Genomic DNA, 16,538 nt, shown 5'->3' on the forward strand with positions numbered 1-16,538 from the left:
CCACGAAGGCCGAGGGCAACGTGCCGGTCGGGGCGGTCACGAGCTGGACGGCGATCGTCTCGTCGGTCGTCAACACGATGGGGGAGAAGACCGGCTCCTGATGTCGGGGATCAGGGGCCCTGGCCCGCACGCTCTCGGGGGGCGTGCGGGCCACTCCCGTTCCACGGTTCAGGACGGGCCCGGGACGACGCTCCTGCCGGGGCGACGTGTTCGTCAGACCTGGTGTTCGCCAGACCTGGTGTTCGCCAGACCTGGTGTTCGCCAGACCTGGTGTTCGCCAGACCTGGTGTTCGCCAGACCTGGTGTTCCTCGGGCTCAGTGCTCGCCAGACCGTGTTCGCAGACCCGATGGCCGCCAGCACGGGCGCGGGACGGGGCCGTCGGCCACCTCGCCCAGGCCCTCGACGAGGACCGGCCACGCCGGGGCGCGGCACACCACCTACCTCCAACCGTGCCCCGTCAATTCCTCGAAAGGGGAATTGGTCGCGAAGAATGGTCGTGGCTGAGTAATGGCGAATACCCGACTCGGCTGAATGGCTCGCACCCGCCCTCACCATCACCCCATTGGCGGTTTCCCGGCTTCTTCGTCCGCTCGGGTGATCCACGAGGCCGAAAAACGTCAGACCTCCGTGCGATGTTTGAAGTGGGGGTCCCCCTAGCTACAGGGCAGTAGGCGCGCGTCACGCGAGAGCACCGACGTCCCTGAAGAGTGATCAAGGGCCTTCTCGGGACAGCAGGGCTGGGGCGCGCACGAGGCGAGCACCTCTCAAGGGAGCCCTGTGTGGACCTCCCGTACCTGAGCCTCATCCTCGACATACGGCCTGGTCACGGCCAGTGCGTCTCATCCAGCCCCATCCCCCAGCCGGCGCACCCCGCGACGACCTGGTGACCTCGATCCGGCTGCCGCTGGTCAGCGCCCAGCCCGCGCGCCGCCGCGACGACCGGGATCAGTCGTCCGCCGTCTCCCCCGCGTTGTCGCGGAGGAACCGCAGCGCGGCGCCCAGGTGGGGCACGACCACGGCGCGCAGGTCAGGGGGCAGCGGACCCGAGTCGGGAGGCACCAGCGCCCGCGTGTAGCCGAGCCGGACCGCCTCGGCGAGACGTCGTCCCGCGCCCGCGACCCGGCGGACCTCGCCGGCGAGGCCGACCTCGCCCAGCGCGACCACGTCGGGTGGCAGCGGCAGGTCCCGCGCGGCCGAGGCGACCGCCAGGGCCACCGCCAGGTCGGCCGCCGGCTCCACCACCCGCATGCCGCCGACGGTGGCCGTGAAGACGTCGGCGTCGCCGAGCCGGACCCGGCCGCGCCGCTCCAGCACCGCCAGGACCATGGCCACCCTGGCCGAGTCGAGGCCGCTCACCGCGCGGCGCGGCGTGGCCAGTCCCGAGCCGGCGACCAGGGCCTGGACCTCGGCGAGCAGCGGCCGCTTCCCCTCGACCACGACGGTCACGGCGGTGCCGGGCACCCCGGTGTCCCTGCGGGTGAGGAAGAGCCCGGACGGGTCGGGGACGCCGATGATGCCGTCGTCGCGGAGTTCGAAGCAGCCCACCTCGTCGGCCGGGCCGAACCGGTTCTTCACCCCCCGCACCAGCCGCAGCGTGGAGTGCCGGTCGCCCTCGAAGTGCAGCACCACGTCCACCAGGTGCTCCAGGACGCGGGGTCCGGCGACGGAGCCGTCCTTCGTGACGTGCCCCACCAGCACGACGGGCAGCCCGCGCTCCTTGGCCAACGCCACCAGCGCGGTCGTCACGGCCCTGACCTGGGTGACGCCGCCGGGCGTGCCCTCCGCGTAGGGGGACTGCATCGTCTGCACGGAGTCGACCACCAGCAGACCGGGCCGGACGGCGTCGACGTGCCCCAACAGCGCGCCGAGGTCGCTCTCCGCGGCCAGGTAGAGCGCGTCGTGCAGCGCGCCGGTCCGCTCCGCCCTGAGCCGGACCTGGCCCGCCGACTCCTCGCCGGTGACGTACAGGGCCGGGGAGTCGTCGTGGGCCGCCCAGCGGTGGGTCACCTCCAGCAGGAGCGTGGACTTGCCCACACCCGGCTCGCCGGCGAGCAGCACCACCGCGCCGGGCACCAGGCCGCCGCCGAGCACCCGGTCCAGCTCGGGGACGCCGGTGGGGCGGGCGCGGGCCGTCTCGACGTCGACCTGCGCGATGGGGCGGGCGGGAGTGGCGGGCGCGCCCGCCGCGACCAGGGCGCGCCCGGTCCGGGTCGGCGCGGCCAGCTCCTCGATGCTGCCCCACGCCTGGCACTCCGGGCAGCGGCCCAGCCACTTGGCCACCTCGTGGCCGCACTCGGCGCAGCGGTAGGCGGGGCGGGCGGCCCTGGCGTTCTTCGGCGGCACGGGAGTGACGTTAGGCGGTGCCGCCGACATGCTCGGGCCGGGTGGCCCGGCACGTCGGTGGCCAGGACGCCCGCCCCCGGCGCGCCCAGTTCGCAGGGAACCCCGCCCGACATGCGGAAAGGCGCTTCCCACCATGCGGGTGGGAAGCGCCTTCCGACGTGGTTCGGCGTGGTGCGGGGCCGTCAGTGGCCGCCGCCGTGCCCGGAGCCGTGGCCGGGCGCGGGCTGGCCGGAGTGGTCGACGTCACCGGTGCGCGGCGCGCTGGGGGCGCCGATGGGCAGCTCCAGCGTCAGCTCGCCCGCGTTCTGGAACAGGAACGTCACCTTGATCGTCTGGCCGGGGGCCACCTCGCGCTTGAGGCCGGTCAGGGTGATCTTCACCTTGCCGGGCTCGCTCTTGCCGGTCGGGGCCGCGGCGCCCGTGCCGGTGGGCGCGCCGGTCGTCCCGCCGGTCGGCGTGCCCGTCGCGGCGCCGGTGGGGGTGCCGGTGGGGGTGCCGGTGGTCGGCTGGCCGGTGCCGGTCGGCCCGGAGGGCGCGGACGTCGTCGGCGCGCCCGTCGTCGCCTTCGGGCTGCTCTCCGTCGCCTCGTGGCCGTCGCGGAGCTCGGTCACCAGCGCGAAGTGGCCGGGCAGGTCCGCGGTGCCCTCGACCCGGCCGCCGGCGGCGTCGGGGCTGGTGACCGACACGAGCTTGTCGGGGTTGTCCCCGGTGTTGGTGATCTGCACGATCAGCGGGGCGTCCGAGCCCTCGGGGTAGACGCCCCTGCCGGCCGGGTAGGCGAGCTGGGCCCCTCGGACGGCGATCGCGCCCTGCTGGCCCCCGGCGCCGTTGACCGCGGCGACCTGGGTGTCGGTCTGGGTGATCTGACCGGAACTGCACCCGGCCAGGGCGAGGGCGACGCCCAACCCCAACGCGACGGGGACGAGGCGCAGGCGGTTGGCCTTGGGCCGCTGCTGCGCCGCGTCAACCTGAAGCTCGCCTCCGGCGACGTTGCGGCTCACGATGCAGGTCCTTCCTGGAGCACGGGTGACCTCGGCCGTCGCGCACGGCCAGCGGGAAGCCTAGCCCGGGGCCGACCGGGCGGCGCACCCGACCATGTTCACCGATCGTGTGATCACTGTCCATTGTGGAGGAAATAGCGATCTCTCCGGGTGGCCATGGCATGCGAACGGGTCGTTTGTCAACCCCTCGTTGCCCCGTTGACCTGCGGTTACGCATCGTTAGACAGGCGAACGGGGATTGCGGGACGTGTTAGGATGGCATCAGCGAAAGGGGCAGAGGACACATGGTTTTCAAGGTCGGAGAGACCGTCGTCTACCCGCACCACGGTGCCGCTCTCATCGAAGCAATCGAGACCCGAGTGATCAAGGGCGAGGAGAAGAAGTACCTCGTCCTGAAGGTCGCGCAGGGCGACCTCACGGTCCGAGTCCCCGCCGACAACGCCGAGATCGTCGGCGTGCGGGACGTGGTGGGCCAGGAGGGCCTGAACCGGGTCTTCGAGGTGCTGCGCGCTCCGCACACCGAGGAGCCGACCAACTGGTCCCGGCGGTACAAGGCCAACCTGGAGAAGCTCGCCTCCGGCGACGTCAACAAGGTGGCCGAGGTGGTGCGTGACCTGTGGCGGCGGGAGAAGGACCGGGGCCTTTCCGCGGGTGAGAAGCGCATGCTGGCCAAGGCGCGCCAGATCCTGGTGAGCGAGCTCGCGCTGGCCGAGGGCACCGACGAGGACAAGGCCGAGACGCTGCTCGACGAGGTGCTGGCCACCGCCTCCTGACGTTCCGCGGGGCGCGCCGGCCTGACCGGAGCCCCCGCGTGTCATGGGCGTGTCCGGGGTGATCCATGATTCACCCCGGACACGCCCATGTTCGTCTTCCGCCCGTTCCGGGCGGTTCCCCGCGCAGGAGCTGAGCCGTGGTGACCGTCGTCGCTCTCGTCCCCGCCGCCGGACGGGGTGAACGGCTGGGCGCCGGGCGGCCGAAGGCGCTGGTCCCCGTGCGCGGCGAGCCGCTCCTGACCCATGCCGTGCGCGGTCTGCTCTCCTCCGGCTCCGTCGACCACGTCGTGGTCGCCGCTCCGCCGGCCGAGGTGGAGGGCGTGGCCGACCTGCTCCGTCCCCTCGGTCCGGCCGTGCACGTGGTCGCGGGCGGCGCGGAGCGCACCGACTCGGTGGCCCTCGCGCTCGACGCCGCGCTGGGCGTCGCCCCGGACGCCGGGATCGTCCTGGTGCACGACGCCGCCCGCGCCTTCACCCCGCCCTCGGTGGTGCGCGAGGTCGTCGACGCCGTGGCGCGTGGCGCCTCGGCCGTCGTGCCGGTGCTGCCGGTGGCCGACACCGTGAAGCAGGTCGACGCCGACGGGCGCGTCGTCGGGACGCCCGACCGGTCGGCGCTGCGGGCCGTGCAGACGCCGCAGGGCTTCACCGTCGACCTGTTGCGGCGCGCGCACGCCGCCGCGGAGGGCGCGGCCACCGACGACGCGGGCCTGGTGGAGCGGCTCGGGGAGCCCGTGGCGACCGTGCCGGGGCACCCGCACGCCATGAAGATCACAACGCCGTTCGACCTCGCGGTGGCCGAGGCCGTGCTGGCCGGGCCGGCCGCGCCGGGCCGGGAGGAGGGGCGATGAGCGAGACGCTGGTTCCCCGGGTCGGGGTGGGCACCGACGTGCACCCCGTCGAGCCGGGCCGGGAGTGCTGGATGGCCGGACTGCTCTGGGAGGGCGTGGACGGCTGCGCCGGGCACTCCGACGGTGACGTGGTCGCGCACGCGTTGTGCGACGCGCTGCTGTCCGCCGCCGGGCTCGGGGACCTGGGCGCGGTGTTCGGCACCGGCGATCCCCGGTGGTCGGGGGCCCACGGCGTCGAGCTGCTCGCCGAGGTGCGCCGGCGGGTGACCGAGGCCGGGTTCCGGCTGGGCAACGCCGCGGTGCAGGTCATTGGCAACGCGCCCCGGGTGGGCCGGCGCAGGGCCGAGGCGCAGGCGGTGCTGTCCGAGGCCGCCGGCGGGCCGGTCGCGGTGTCGGGGACCACCACCGACGGGCTGGGCCTCACCGGCAGGGGCGAGGGCGTCGCCGCCGTCGCCACCGCGTTGCTGCTCCCGGTCGGCTGATTCGCCGCCCGCCCGCTGTCGTCTCCCGGGAGGGGTCCCTACCCTGCCCGCATGTCGATCGTGCTCGGGGACGTCGGTGGCGCCGAAGGGGAGCACGGCAGGCCGGGCCGCCCGACGTCGCCCGGGCCGGCGCGGCGCCGCCGAGCCGTTCCGCTCGCCCCCCGCGGGGTCGCGGACGCCGAGCGGGAGTGAGTGCCCATGGCCTGTGTGTTCTGCGGGATCGCCGACGGGCGGGAGCCCGCGTGGGTGGTGTGGCGGGACGAGGCGCACGTCGCCTTCCTCGACCGGAGCCCGCTGGACGAGGGCCACGTCCTCGTGGTGCCCCGCCGGCACGCCGTGACCCTGCTCGACCTGGCTCCTGACGAGGCGGCGGCGCTGGGCGCGGTGAGCCACCAGGTGGCGCGGCTCCTGCACGAGCGGCTGCACCCGCACGGCCTGAAGGTCCAGCAGTGCAACGGCCGCGCCGCCGGCCAGGTGGTGATGCACCTGCACGTCCACCTCATCCCGCGCTGGGCGGCCCGGCGTTCGCCGATGGGCCGGCGCTGGACCGGTCGGCGCGCTCCCGAGGGGGTTCTCGCCGACGTGCACGCCCGCCTGACCGGGGCGTGAGCCCACGCGCGGGCGCTGTGGTCTCAACCACGCGGGGAGGGGATGTCCGCCGTTCGGTCGATAGCGTGACCGCGTGACGATCCGCGGGGTGCTCTTCGACTTCTCCGGCACGCTCTACCGGCTGGAGAACGACGGTCCCTGGCTCGCCGACCTCGTCGACGAGCCGGAGGACCTGGGCGGGGAGCGGGAGGCCGAGCTGGTCCGACGCCTCACCGCCCCGACCGGCCCCCTCGACGGCCTGCCCGACCACCTCCAGGAGGCGTGGGCGCGTCGGGACCTGGACCCGAGGGTGCACCGCGAGGTCCACATCGCGGTGTTCCAGCGGATGGGGCTGGCCGAGGCGACCTCCGCGCGGTTCTACGAGCGGTTGTGCGACCCGGCCCTGTGGCGGCCCTACCCGGACACCGCCGAGGCCCTGCGCCACCTCAGGGAGACCGGGGTGCGGGTGGCCGTGGTCAGCAACATCGCGTGGGACATCCGGGCCGTGCTGCGCCGGCACGGGGTGCTCGACCTGGTCGACGAGGTCGTCATGTCCTACGTCGAGGGGCGCATCAAGCCCGACCCCGAGCTGTTCCGGCTGGCCTGCGACCGGCTCGGCGTCGACCCGGCGGAGTCGCTGATGGTGGGCGACAGCGAGGAGGCCGACGGCGGCGCCGCCGAGGTCGGCTGCCGGGTGTCGATCGTCGACCCGCTGCCCACCGCGGAGCGCCCGTCCGCCCTGCTGGACGTGCTCGCCGCGCACGGCCTGCGCTGAGCGCGGTGTTGACACGGGTGCGGCCCGCGCGCTAAGCCCGGCCCCGTACCATCGCGGGGGTGAGCCTGCGCCTTTACGACACCGCCACGAGGAGCATGCGGGAGTTCGTCCCGTTGCGGAGCGGAACGGTGTCGATCTACCTGTGTGGCGCCACCGTGCAGGGCATGCCCCACATCGGGCACGTGCGCAGCGCGCTCAACTTCGACGTGCTGCGACGCTGGCTGCGGCACGGGGGTGACGAGGTCGTCCTCGTCCGCAACGTGACCGACATCGACGACAAGATCCTCACCAAGGCCGCGGCGGCCGGCCGGCCGTGGTGGGAGTGGGCGGCCGTGCACGAGCGCGCCTTCCTGGCCTCGTACGAGACGCTGGGCTGCCTGCCGGCCTCGATCGAGCCCAGGGCGACCGGGCACGTCACCCAGATGGTTGACCTGATGCGGCGGCTGGTGGACAGGGGCCACGCCTACGCGGCCGGCGGGGACGTGTACTTCTCGGTCGCCAGCTTCCCGGAGTACGGCGCGTTGTCCGGACAGCGCCTGGACGAGGTCCAGCAGGGCGAGACCGCCGCCATTGGCAAGCGCGACCCCAGGGACTTCACGCTGTGGAAGGCGGCCAAGCCGGGGGAGCCGGCCTGGCCGACCCCGTGGGGGCCGGGCCGACCCGGCTGGCACCTGGAGTGCTCTGCGATGGCCACCGCCTACCTCGGGGCCGAGTTCGACATCCACGGCGGCGGCTTGGACCTGGTCTTCCCGCACCACGAGAACGAGCAGGCGCAGTCCAGGGCGGCCGGCGACGGGTTCGCCCGCTACTGGGTGCACAACGCCTGGGTGACCATGGGCGGCGAGAAGATGGCCAAGTCGCTGGGCAACGTCGTCTCGATCCCGGCGATGCTGGAGCGGGTGCGGGCCCAGGAGCTGCGGTACTACCTGGTGTCGGCGCACCACCGCTCGACCATCGAGTACTCCGAGACCGCGCTGGGCGAGGCGGTGTCCGCCTACCGGCGGATCGAGTCCTTCCTGCGGCGCGTGGTGGAGCGGGTCGGCGTGCCCCGGCCCGGTGACCTGTCCGCCGAGTTCGCCGCCGCCATGGACGACGACCTCGGCACGCCCGGCGCGTTGGCCGCCGTGCACAACACCGTGCGCGAGGGCAACACCGCGCTGGACGAGTGCGACAGGGAGACCGCCCTGACCCTGGCCGGCTCGGTCAGGGCGATGATGGACGTGCTCGGCCTCGACCCGTTGGCGCCGAAGTGGGCGGAGTCGTCGGCTGTGGACGACTCGCCGCGACGCGCCCTCGGGGCGCTGGTCGAGGAGATGCTGGAGGAGCGGCAGCGCGCCCGGAAGGACCGGGACTACGCGGCGGCCGACGCCATCCGCAACCGCCTGCTGGCAGCGGGCATTGCCGTCGAGGACACCCCCGACGGTCCGATGTGGACGATCAAGGAAGCCTGATGCCCGGTAACTCCAAGCGCAGGGGCGCGATGCGCAAGCCCGGCACCAAGAAGGGCGCCGTCGTCGGCTCCGGCGGGCAGCGGCGACGCGGGCTGCGCGGCAAGGGCCCGACCCCGCCGGCCGAGATGCGGCCGGGGCACCCCGCCCAGCGCAGGGCGGCGGCGGCCGAGAAGAAGGCGCAGATCCAGGAGAAGCGGCGCAAGGCCGAGGCCGAGGCGCCGGACTACGTCGCCGGTCGGAACCCGGTCGTGGAGTGCCTGCGGGCCGGTGTGCCGGCCACCGGCCTCTACGTGGCGACGGGGATCGACATCGACGACCGCGTCAACGACGCGGTGCGTCACGCGGCGGACCGGGGGATCTCGATCCTGGAGGTCTCCCGGCACGAGCTCGACCGGCTCACCGGCGGCGCCGTGCACCAGGGCGTGGCGTTGCAGGTGCCCCCGTTCGAGTACGCGCACCCCGACGACCTGCTCGACGCCGCGGTCGGCTCCGGCGAGCCACCGCTGCTGGTGGCGCTGGACGGGGTCACCGACCCCCGCAACCTGGGCGCCGTGGTGCGCTCGGCGGCGGCGTTCGGCGCCCACGGCGTCACGGTGCCGCAGCGCAGGAGCGCCGGGATGACGGCCGTGGCCTGGCGCACCAGCGCCGGCACCGCGGCCAAGCTGCCGGTCGCCAGGGCGACCAACCTCACCCGCACCCTCAAGGACTGGGCGGCCAAGGGCGTGATGATCGTCGGCCTGGACGCCGACTCCACCGCCACCGTCGACGACCTGGACCTGGCCACCGGGCCGCTGGCGGTCGTCGTGGGCTCGGAGGGGCGCGGCCTGTCCCGGCTCGTGCGCGAGACCTGCGACCTGGTGATCTCCATCCCCATGGCTCCCGGCGTGGAGTCGCTCAACGCCTCGGTGGCCGCCGGGGTCGTGCTGGCCGAGGTCGCCCGACGGCGACGCGCGGCCGGACGCGTCTGAGACCGGTCCGGCTCAGGACGTGGCGCCGCCCCCGGGTCTCCCGGGGGCGGCGCTTTCGTCCGAAGCGGGGCCGGCGGCATCACCCGCTCGGTTAGGCTCCCCCGGGGTTCCTGATCGTGAGGCCAGTCGATGTCGTTCGCCAGTCCACTGTTCCTGTGGTTCTTCATGCCGGCGGTGCTCGTCGCGGTGCTCGCCGCGCCCCGAAGCTGGCGGAACGGCGTCGTCGCCGTCGCGAGCCTGCTGTTCTACGCCACCGGCGCCGGCGGGACCACGCTGCTGCTGCTCGCGTGCATGGTGGTCAACTACCTGGCCGGCCCGGCGCTGGAGCCCGACGAGTGGGACGTCAACGGCCACGCGCGGAAGCGGAAGCTGCTGGTCGGCGTGGTCGCGTTCGACCTCGCCGTGCTCGCCGTGTGGAAGTACGCGGGGTTCGCGACCGAGCAGCTCGACACGATCGCGGGCTGGCTCGGCGGTGACTTCCCTGTCGTGCACCTGGCGCTGCCGATCGGGATCTCGTTCTACACGTTCCACCACATCTCCTACGTGGTGGACATCTACCGGGGGGAACGCGCCGCGCTGCGGAACCCGGTCTCGTTCATCACCTACATCGCGATGTTCCCGCAGCTCGTGGCCGGGCCCATCGTGCGGTGGCGGGAGATCGCCGACCAGCTCCCGCAGGAGCGCACGCACCGGCTCGACGACATCGCCTCCGGCTTCCCCCGGTTCGCCTTCGGCCTGACCAAGAAGGTCGTCGTCGCCGACTCGCTCGCCCCGGTGGTGCAGGCCTGCTACGCCACTCCCGCCGACCAGATGACCGCCGCCGTGGCGTGGCTTGGCGCGCTCGCCTACACGCTCCAGCTCTACTTCGACTTCTCCGGCTACTCGGACATGGCGATCGGGCTCGGGCGGATGCTCGGGTTCCGCCTGCCGGAGAACTTCGCCCGGCCGTACTCGTCGGTGACCGTCACCGAGTTCTGGCGCCGTTGGCACATGTCGCTGTCCCGGTGGTTCCGCGACTACGTGTACATCCCGCTGGGCGGCAACCGGGGCGGTGTCGTGAAGACCTACCGCAACCTGGCGATCGTGTTCGTGCTGACCGGCTTCTGGCACGGCGCGAACTGGACGTTCCTGGTGTGGGGTGTCTTCCACGGCGCGCTGCTCGTGGTGGAACGGGCCTTCGGCTGGTCGTCCGCGCCGGCCGGGGCCGTGGCCCGCGTCGCCCGGCGCGCCCTCACGATGCTGCTGGTCGTCGTGGGGTGGGTGTTCTTCCGCGCGCCGGACATGGGCACCGCCTTCACGGTGCTCTCGCACATGTTCGTCCCCGACCTCGGCGGCCTGACCGACGTGGTCGACTCGGCGCTGACCAACCAGCGCGCGCTGATCCTGCTGGTCGCGGCGGCCGCCCTGCTCCTGCCCGCGCAGCCGGTGCTCGGCCCCTACCTGGAGTCCGTGCGCTCGCGCACCGCCACCGCCCTGCGCGTGGGCTTCATGACCGCCGGCGTGACCTACTCGTCCATCCTGCTCGCCGCCGGCACCTTCAGCCCCTTCCTCTACTACCAGTTCTGACGACCTCAGCCCCGGCGAGGCCGCTTCGACTCGTCGAGATCCGCCATGGCGATGCCGAACTCGGCGGCGACGTCCTCCAGGTCGTGTCGAACCCCGCCGTCGCGGTCTAGGCGGAGCAGCGTGTGGGCAAGTAGGTGCAGGTCATCCACTGGGAGACCTCCCCTCGGCTCGCTGGGGATACGACGCGGTGATCTTTATGCAAGAACGCGACTAAAGTCTTGTCGAGATCCGTCAGTCACTCCAGGCTGTGACCATGGCGCTACTGAAGGTATCGGGCGGGTGTGACGACGGCGCATGTCCCACGGTCTACGTCGCGGATCGGGGGACCAGCGCGCTGGCGGAGGCTCATGCGGCGACGAGGCCGTCACACGGCCAGGGGAGGTCGTGACGTGCTCCTGGACGCTGAGCAGTTTCGGAAGCATCTGACCGGGTTCGACCGGTCCGCGTGGCGGTTCGAGACACAGCCGACCTACACCATGCCCAACGAGCAGGAGAGCCTCGCCCGCTTTCTGTCGGGTGAACCACAACCCGAGGGCCACAACGCGGGATGGCACGGGACGGTTCGCTCGTTGGTCGCCGAGGGGAAGTCGATCGGCCGCGTCCGGACCGTACGGAAGCCGTTGACGGACTATCAGCGGTACCAGCTCGCCTGGGGTATTCCCGGGAACGTGGAGGCGGGCGAGGACATTCGGATACTGGACCTGACCGATCTGGATCTCGACCTGCCGACCCAGGACTTCTGGCTGTTCGACGAGTCGGTCGTGGTCGATCTCAACTTCCGGCCCGACGGAACGTTGATCAACATTGAGAGGAGGGAGGACGCGGACCTCGCCCAGTACCTGAAGTGGCGGGACCTGGCACTGGCACACGCCGTGCCGGTGAGCGAGTGGAATGCTCGAACCTGACGGGACGGAACGCGACCGAAATCGACTGGCCGCGGCGCTGAGAGAGCTACGCAGGGCGGCCGGCCTCTCGGGAGAGAGGCTGGCCGCCCGCGTTGCCATGTCCCAGTCGAAGATCAGCCGTATCGAGTCGGGCCGGACTGTTCCCACCGTCGTTGACGTCGAGCGCATCCTGAAGGCGCTCGCAGTCCCGCCGGAAGTCGGTCAAGAAATTCTCTCCCTGGCGCGGGCCGCGAACGTCGAGTACGTCTCATGGCGTTCGTACGCTCGTATGGGAATCTGGCGCAAGCAGGCCGAGATCAAGGCTCTCACCGAGGCGTCGTCCACCGTGCGCCAGTTTCTTCCCGCCATTCCGTCAGGTCTTCTCCAGACGCGCGAGTACGCCCGTGCGGTGCTCACGCCGGGCGTGAGAGGAAGGCCCGCCCGTGACGTCGAACGTGCGGTAAGGGCTCGCCTGGACAGTCAGGAAGCCCTCAACGACCAGAAGCGGCGGTTTTACTTTCTGCTCACCGAGCAGGCTCTCCGCCTCCAACGGGCCGCCGCACACGTCATGGTCGACCAGCTCCGGCACATGGCGCACATCTCGACACGTCCGAACATCGAGCTGGCGATTCTCCCGAACGGCGTCTTGGTGAACGAGACGCCGCTCAATGTCTTCGTCGTCTATGACGACCGGCTGGTGATCGTCGAACTGTTCTCCGGTGAGATCGCGTTGCGGGACCGCAGGGATGTCGACCACCACCGGAACGTCTTCGACCACTTCCGTTCCAGAGCGGTGGTCGGCGAACAGGCGAGAGATCTGTTGGAGTCCTCGGCCGAGCGATTCCGGCGAGCGGGCGGATGACCGCACTGCCCAACGTCGTCCCGAAGCGCGGTGGTCAGGCGGCGTCGGGGCGCTTCTCGTAGCGGTCGACGTAGTCCTGGCCGGACAGCTCCAGGATCGAGTACATGATCTGGTCGGTGACCGCGCGCAGCATCGGCAGGTTGTTGCCGACGCCCTCGTAACGCGAGAAGTCCAGCGGCTTGCCGAACCGGATGGTGACCGGGCGGACGCGGGGCACCTTCGTGCCGACCGGCTGGAGCTGGTCGGTGCCGATCAGGCCGACCGGGACGACCGGCGCGCCCGAGGCCAGCGCGAGCCGGGCGACGCCCACGTGCCCCCGGTGGAGCTGCCCGTCCTGGGAGCGCGTGCCCTCGGGGTAGATGCCGAAGGCCCTGCCCTCCGCCAGGATCTCCAACGCGGTGTCCAGCGAGTCCTTCGCCGCGCGGCCGTTGCCCCGCTCGACCGGGACCATGCCCATGGTGGTGAAGAACCAACGCGTCAGCCAGCCCTTGGGGCCGCGGCCGGTGAAGTACTCGGCCTTGGCCAGGAAGGACACCTGGCGGGGCACGACGAGCGGGATGACCAGGCTGTCGGCGAACGACAGGTGGTTGGGGGCGAGGATCACCGGCCCCTCGGCGGGAACGTTCTCCAGTCCCTCGATGGTCGGCCGGTACACCCAACGCACGATGGCCCCGAGCAGCCGCCTGAGAACCCAGTAGAACACCCAGCCTCCCTCGAATCGTCTGGTCGAGCCTAGCCGCTGGGCGCCGTTGCCCCGGGTGGCCTGCGTTACAGCAGTACCCGCACCGCCATGAGCGCGAACCCGAGCAGGTTCGGCCCGCGCCACGCCTCCGGGCGGCCCGCGCGCTCGTCGTCGGCCGCCAGCCCGATGCCCCACACCCGGTCCAGCGGGCTGGCCTCGACCAGGACCCGGTCGCGGGTGCCCAGCAGGAAGTCGCGGAGCTGGGGGTGCTGGGAGAACTTGGCGAGGTTGCCCTCGACGACGATGTCGAACCGGTGGTCGGCCCACACCTTCTCGTCGAACCCGCGCACGAGCCGGCCGATCTTCTTCGCCTCCGCCGGGTGTTCGGCCTCCACGACGCGCGCCGCCGCCGCGTCGTCGCCGAACAGGGCGGCCTTGCGGGCCATCATGTAGTGCTCGGCCGTCCGGTAGCGCACACCGTCCACCACGAACTCGGCCGGCCACCACTGGCTCAGGCAGCTCGGTCCGACGCCGCCGCCGCGCGGCGGTCGGTGCCCCCAGAAGAAGAGGTACCTGGCCTCGTCGCCCCGGCGCAGGGCGTCGGTCAGCTCCTCGACGCTGCGCGCGTCGACGGTTCGCGTCATCGTCCCGTCCTGTTCGTCAGTTCGTTCGTCCGGATCGTTGGTCGAGCAGCCACCGGGTGGCCGTGGCCGCGAGGGCGAGCGCCGCGGGCCGCCCGTGACCCGTGGCCAGGCACCACGCGGCCATGACGAACACCCTGGCCCGCACCATCAGCGCCAGTACCGCGTCGTTGGGGTCGAGCCCGTAGGCGCGCACCACGCGGGGCACGTCCGCCCTGGTCAGCCCCTGCTCCCCGTCACCCCGCACCAGGGCCGTGGCGACCAGGCACGCGAGGTCCCACTGGACGGGTCCCCGGCACGCGTCCTCGAAGTCCGCCCACAGTAGACCGTCCTTTGTGGACAGGACATTGCCGGCGTGGGCGTCGCCGTGGAGCGCCTGGAACGGCGGGGCCAGCGCGTCGAGCCGCCCGACGATCTCCGCGTGGGTCGCCCGCAACCCCGCGAGGTCGCTGGCCGGCACGTCGTCGTCGGCGCGGTCCAGGAATCCCAGGGACTCGTGCACCAGTCCCAGTTCCGGCAACGCTCCGGGGTGGTCGGCGAGGGCCTCGTGCAGACGTCGCAGCGAGCGGCCCAGCCCCTCGGGGTCCACAGTGGACGACGGGTCGTGGTCCACGTGGGACACGAAGACCACGTGCCGGCCGTCGCGCTCGTGCGGGCCGGCCGGCAGCAGGTCGGTCGGTGGCACGGCCTGCCGGCCGGCGAGGTGGGTGACGAGCTGGGCCTCCCGCCGCAGCCACGCCCTCCCACCGTCCGGCCGGACCAGCGCGGTCCGCGCCGGGACACGGGCGACCACGGGGTGCGGGCGGAGGTGGACGAGCACGTTCGCCCCGTCGCGGAGCACGATCGGATTCGTGGCCCGAAGGCCGTGGTCCCGAGCCACCCCCACCGCCGCCGCGACCTCCGGTCTCACGGCAACCATCCTGATCGGGCGCGTCCGCCCGTCGCACCTGGTTTCCGGGAAGAGGGCCTGCGCGGGAGCGCCTCGGGATACCGTTGGCCCGTGGTTGTGCAGGACCGGGAGTCGTCGTTCTCCCCACTCCCCTGGATGCACGAGTCCCTGCTGCCGCAGGAGCATCCCCTGCACCGGCCCCGGCACGGCGGCCGGCAGCTCGCCGCGTTGGTGTGCGCGCTGGTGTTCTTCGCCGCCCCCACCCTCGGCTGGGTGTTCGGCGCCCGGCCCGCCGAGATCGAGAACCGGCCCCTGGCCCGCTTCCCGAGCGTCACCGACGGCTGGGGCTTCTTCACCGGCATGGGGCAGTGGGCCACCGACCACCTGACGTTCCGTCAGGGCGCGGTCAGCGCCGCCGACGGGATCAGCCGCGCGGTCTTCGGGGAGCCCGCCCCGCTGGGGCAGGGCCAGAAGCCGGCGGGGCCGGTGGGGCCCGCCGCCCCGGACCAGGAACCCACCACCGACCAGAGCAGCGGTTTCCGGAAGGTGCTGGAGGGCAGGGGCGGCTGGCTGTACTTCGGCTACGACATCGAGGGCAAGTGCCGGCCGGCGCGCCCGCTCGACGCGACGATCACGCAGCTCAACAAGCTGCGGTCGGTGGTGGAGGCCTCGGGTCGGCGGTTCGTGCTGGTGGTCGAGCCGGACAAGGCCACGATGGTGCCCGAGCACCTGCCGTCGAACTACGCGGGCAAGGAGTGCTCGGCCCAGGCGCGGGAGGAGTTCTGGCGTCGGGTGCCGGCGGAGGCCGGGGCGCTCGACCTGCGGCCCGCGCTGCGGAAGGCCGCCGAGACGGCGGGGCGGCCGATCTACCCCAAGCTCGACACCCACTGGGACGGTGAGGGCGGCGTCGTCATGGCCAGGGCGGTCGCCGAGGCCGCCCGGCCCGGTGTCACCGAGCGGTGGACGACCGAGCGGCGCGGCGAGGTCCGGTCGGACGCGGACCTGCCGCCGTTGATGGGACGGCCGAGGGAGGAGAAGACCACGCAGCTCTACGCGCTGCGACCGGACGGGGCGCACGACCGCGCCCGCTCGGTGGACACCGACTTCCGCAAGCCGGTGCGGGTCACCTCCGAGCCGGGTCAGGGCGTGGTGTCCGAGCGGACGATCCTGCTCGGCGACTCGTTCAGCATCGTCACGTCCCGCTACCTCGCCGCCGGCTTCGCCGACCTGACCCTGATGAACTACGTCGACTTCGCCCAGAAGATCGACGCGCACGCGTCCCTGCTGGCCGACCGCCAGGTCGTGGTCTTCTCCATGGTCGAGCGGAACCTGGTCGCCGGGCGGTCCCCGCTGACCGAGGACAGGGTGATCGAGCGGATCGGGCAGGTCCTCCAGGCCAACCCGGTCCGCTGACCAGGACCGGGACGACCCGGGCCCCGGTCAGCGCCCGGCGAGCCCGACCGCGCCGGCCCGGTGACCCGGTGGATCGGTGACCTGGTGGATCGGTGACCTGGTGGATCGGTGACCTGGTGGATCGGTGACCTGGTGGATCGGTGACCTGGTGGATCGGTGGGCCGGCGGGCCGGCGGACCCGGGTCAGGCCGCGGCCACCCGGCGGCGGCGGGTGGCGGCGACGCCGCGACAGGCCAGGTAGATCAGGAACGAGATGCCGGTGACGAAACCGCTCACCGGGACCCCGGGCGCCAACGAGAGCAGGATGCCGCCGACCGCGGCTACCTCCGCGAACACCACGGCGAGCACCGTGGCCAACACCGGGTTCGCCG

Annotated in this window: 18 protein-coding genes and 1 pseudogene; 12 read left to right on the plus strand and 7 right to left on the minus strand. The window is 72.7% G+C overall.

From position 1 onward, the window contains the following. Positions 1–946 precede the first annotated feature (946 nt). Together radA and LX15_RS31055 are read right to left on the minus strand one after the other, a co-directional pair. On the minus strand, positions 947–2,344 hold the full coding sequence (radA, locus tag LX15_RS31050) for a DNA repair protein RadA (protein WP_253674661.1): 1,398 nt from the start codon (positions 2,342–2,344) through the stop codon (positions 947–949). A 182-nt stretch (positions 2,345–2,526) separates the two neighbouring features. Next, positions 2,527–3,345: a copper chaperone PCu(A)C domain-containing protein gene (locus LX15_RS31055; protein ID WP_253674663.1), complete on the minus strand. Its 819-nt coding sequence runs from the start codon at positions 3,343–3,345 to the stop codon at positions 2,527–2,529. Positions 3,346–3,629: 284 nt separating this feature from the next. On the opposite strand from LX15_RS31055, the gene LX15_RS31060 reads away from it, so the two are divergent. The 9 genes from LX15_RS31060 (at position 3,630) to LX15_RS31100 (ending at position 10,796) form a co-directional block, all read left to right on the plus strand. After that, positions 3,630–4,118 carry a CarD family transcriptional regulator gene (locus LX15_RS31060; protein WP_073480016.1) on the plus strand — a complete coding sequence of 163 codons (489 nt, stop codon included), beginning with the start codon at positions 3,630–3,632 and terminating at the stop codon, positions 4,116–4,118. A 140-nt stretch (positions 4,119–4,258) separates the two neighbouring features. After that, positions 4,259–4,966, plus strand: a complete 708-nt coding sequence (gene ispD, locus LX15_RS31065; protein WP_253674665.1) for a 2-C-methyl-D-erythritol 4-phosphate cytidylyltransferase — start codon at positions 4,259–4,261, stop codon at positions 4,964–4,966. After that, positions 4,963–5,448: a 2-C-methyl-D-erythritol 2,4-cyclodiphosphate synthase gene (ispF, locus tag LX15_RS31070; RefSeq protein WP_253674666.1), complete on the plus strand. Its 486-nt coding sequence runs from the start codon at positions 4,963–4,965 to the stop codon at positions 5,446–5,448. Before ispD ends, ispF begins: the two co-directional genes overlap by 4 nt. Before the next feature lie 51 nt (positions 5,449–5,499). Continuing rightward, positions 5,500–5,640 (plus strand): hypothetical protein, encoded by a 141-nt coding sequence (locus LX15_RS31075; protein WP_253674667.1) that lies wholly within the window; start codon positions 5,500–5,502, stop codon positions 5,638–5,640. A gap of 6 nt (positions 5,641–5,646) precedes the next feature. Beyond that, a complete protein-coding gene (locus LX15_RS31080; RefSeq protein ID WP_253674668.1) occupies positions 5,647–6,057 on the plus strand; it encodes an HIT family protein in 411 nt (136 codons plus the stop codon). Positions 6,058–6,130: 73 nt separating this feature from the next. Next, positions 6,131–6,811 carry an HAD family hydrolase gene (locus LX15_RS31085; protein ID WP_253674669.1) on the plus strand — a complete coding sequence of 227 codons (681 nt, stop codon included), beginning with the start codon at positions 6,131–6,133 and terminating at the stop codon, positions 6,809–6,811. Positions 6,812–6,870: 59 nt separating this feature from the next. After that, positions 6,871–8,262, plus strand: coding sequence for a cysteine--tRNA ligase (gene cysS, locus LX15_RS31090; protein WP_253674670.1), 1,392 nt, complete (start codon positions 6,871–6,873; stop codon positions 8,260–8,262). Then, complete coding sequence (gene rlmB, locus LX15_RS31095; protein ID WP_253674671.1) at positions 8,262–9,230, plus strand: 23S rRNA (guanosine(2251)-2'-O)-methyltransferase RlmB; 969 nt, start codon at positions 8,262–8,264, stop codon at positions 9,228–9,230. The genes cysS and rlmB overlap by 1 nt, the downstream gene beginning before the upstream one ends. Positions 9,231–9,359: 129 nt before the next feature. Further along, positions 9,360–10,796 (plus strand): MBOAT family O-acyltransferase, encoded by a 1,437-nt coding sequence (locus LX15_RS31100; protein ID WP_253674673.1) that lies wholly within the window; start codon positions 9,360–9,362, stop codon positions 10,794–10,796. Positions 10,797–10,801: 5 nt separating this feature from the next. Here LX15_RS31100 and LX15_RS31105 read toward each other — a convergent pair whose 3' ends face one another. After that, positions 10,802–10,945, minus strand: coding sequence for a hypothetical protein (locus LX15_RS31105; protein ID WP_253674675.1), 144 nt, complete (start codon positions 10,943–10,945; stop codon positions 10,802–10,804). A gap of 240 nt (positions 10,946–11,185) precedes the next feature. On the opposite strand from LX15_RS31105, the gene LX15_RS31110 reads away from it, so the two are divergent. Beyond that, positions 11,186–11,701 (plus strand): DUF6879 family protein, encoded by a 516-nt coding sequence (locus tag LX15_RS31110; RefSeq protein WP_253674677.1) that lies wholly within the window; start codon positions 11,186–11,188, stop codon positions 11,699–11,701. Continuing rightward, positions 11,688–12,542, plus strand: a complete 855-nt coding sequence (locus LX15_RS31115) for a helix-turn-helix domain-containing protein (RefSeq protein ID WP_253674678.1) — start codon at positions 11,688–11,690, stop codon at positions 12,540–12,542. Before LX15_RS31110 ends, LX15_RS31115 begins: the two co-directional genes overlap by 14 nt. A gap of 34 nt (positions 12,543–12,576) precedes the next feature. Here LX15_RS31115 and LX15_RS31120 read toward each other — a convergent pair whose 3' ends face one another. The 3 genes from LX15_RS31120 to LX15_RS31130 form a co-directional block, all read right to left on the minus strand. Further along, complete coding sequence (locus LX15_RS31120) at positions 12,577–13,245, minus strand: lysophospholipid acyltransferase family protein (protein WP_253674679.1); 669 nt, start codon at positions 13,243–13,245, stop codon at positions 12,577–12,579. 65 nt (positions 13,246–13,310) lie between these two features. Further along, a complete protein-coding gene (gene ybiA / locus LX15_RS31125) occupies positions 13,311–13,868 on the minus strand; it encodes a riboflavin biosynthesis intermediates N-glycosidase (protein WP_253674680.1) in 558 nt (185 codons plus the stop codon). A gap of 16 nt (positions 13,869–13,884) precedes the next feature. Beyond that, positions 13,885–14,775 carry a phosphotransferase family protein gene (locus LX15_RS31130; RefSeq protein ID WP_253674681.1) on the minus strand — a complete coding sequence of 297 codons (891 nt, stop codon included), beginning with the start codon at positions 14,773–14,775 and terminating at the stop codon, positions 13,885–13,887. A gap of 90 nt (positions 14,776–14,865) precedes the next feature. On the opposite strand from LX15_RS31130, the gene LX15_RS31135 reads away from it, so the two are divergent. Continuing rightward, positions 14,866–16,167, plus strand: a complete 1,302-nt coding sequence (locus LX15_RS31135) for an alginate O-acetyltransferase AlgX-related protein (RefSeq protein ID WP_253674682.1) — start codon at positions 14,866–14,868, stop codon at positions 16,165–16,167. Between the two features lie 183 nt (positions 16,168–16,350). On the opposite strand, the pseudogene LX15_RS31140 reads toward LX15_RS31135, so the two are convergent. Further along, positions 16,351–16,538: pseudogene (locus LX15_RS31140) on the minus strand (metal ABC transporter permease); the annotation flags it as partial.

Source organism: Streptoalloteichus tenebrarius (assembly GCF_024171885.1).
Lineage (GTDB): Bacteria > Actinomycetota > Actinomycetes > Mycobacteriales > Pseudonocardiaceae > Streptoalloteichus > Streptoalloteichus tenebrarius.

Excerpts from the sequence above, each read along its gene's own strand:
- LX15_RS31060 (WP_073480016.1), top strand. The coding sequence starts at position 3,630 with ATGGTTTTCAAGGTCGGAGAGACCGTCGTCTACCCGCACCACGGTGCC.
- ispF (WP_253674666.1), top strand. The coding sequence starts at position 4,963 with ATGAGCGAGACGCTGGTTCCCCGGGTCGGGGTGGGCACCGACGTGCAC.
- LX15_RS31075 (WP_253674667.1), top strand. The coding sequence starts at position 5,500 with ATGTCGATCGTGCTCGGGGACGTCGGTGGCGCCGAAGGGGAGCACGGC.
- LX15_RS31080 (WP_253674668.1), top strand. The coding sequence starts at position 5,647 with ATGGCCTGTGTGTTCTGCGGGATCGCCGACGGGCGGGAGCCCGCGTGG.
- rlmB (WP_253674671.1), top strand. The coding sequence starts at position 8,262 with ATGCCCGGTAACTCCAAGCGCAGGGGCGCGATGCGCAAGCCCGGCACC.
- LX15_RS31100 (WP_253674673.1), top strand. The coding sequence starts at position 9,360 with ATGTCGTTCGCCAGTCCACTGTTCCTGTGGTTCTTCATGCCGGCGGTG.
- LX15_RS31115 (WP_253674678.1), top strand. The coding sequence starts at position 11,688 with ATGCTCGAACCTGACGGGACGGAACGCGACCGAAATCGACTGGCCGCG.
- ybiA (WP_253674680.1), bottom strand. The coding sequence starts at position 13,868 with ATGACGCGAACCGTCGACGCGCGCAGCGTCGAGGAGCTGACCGACGCC.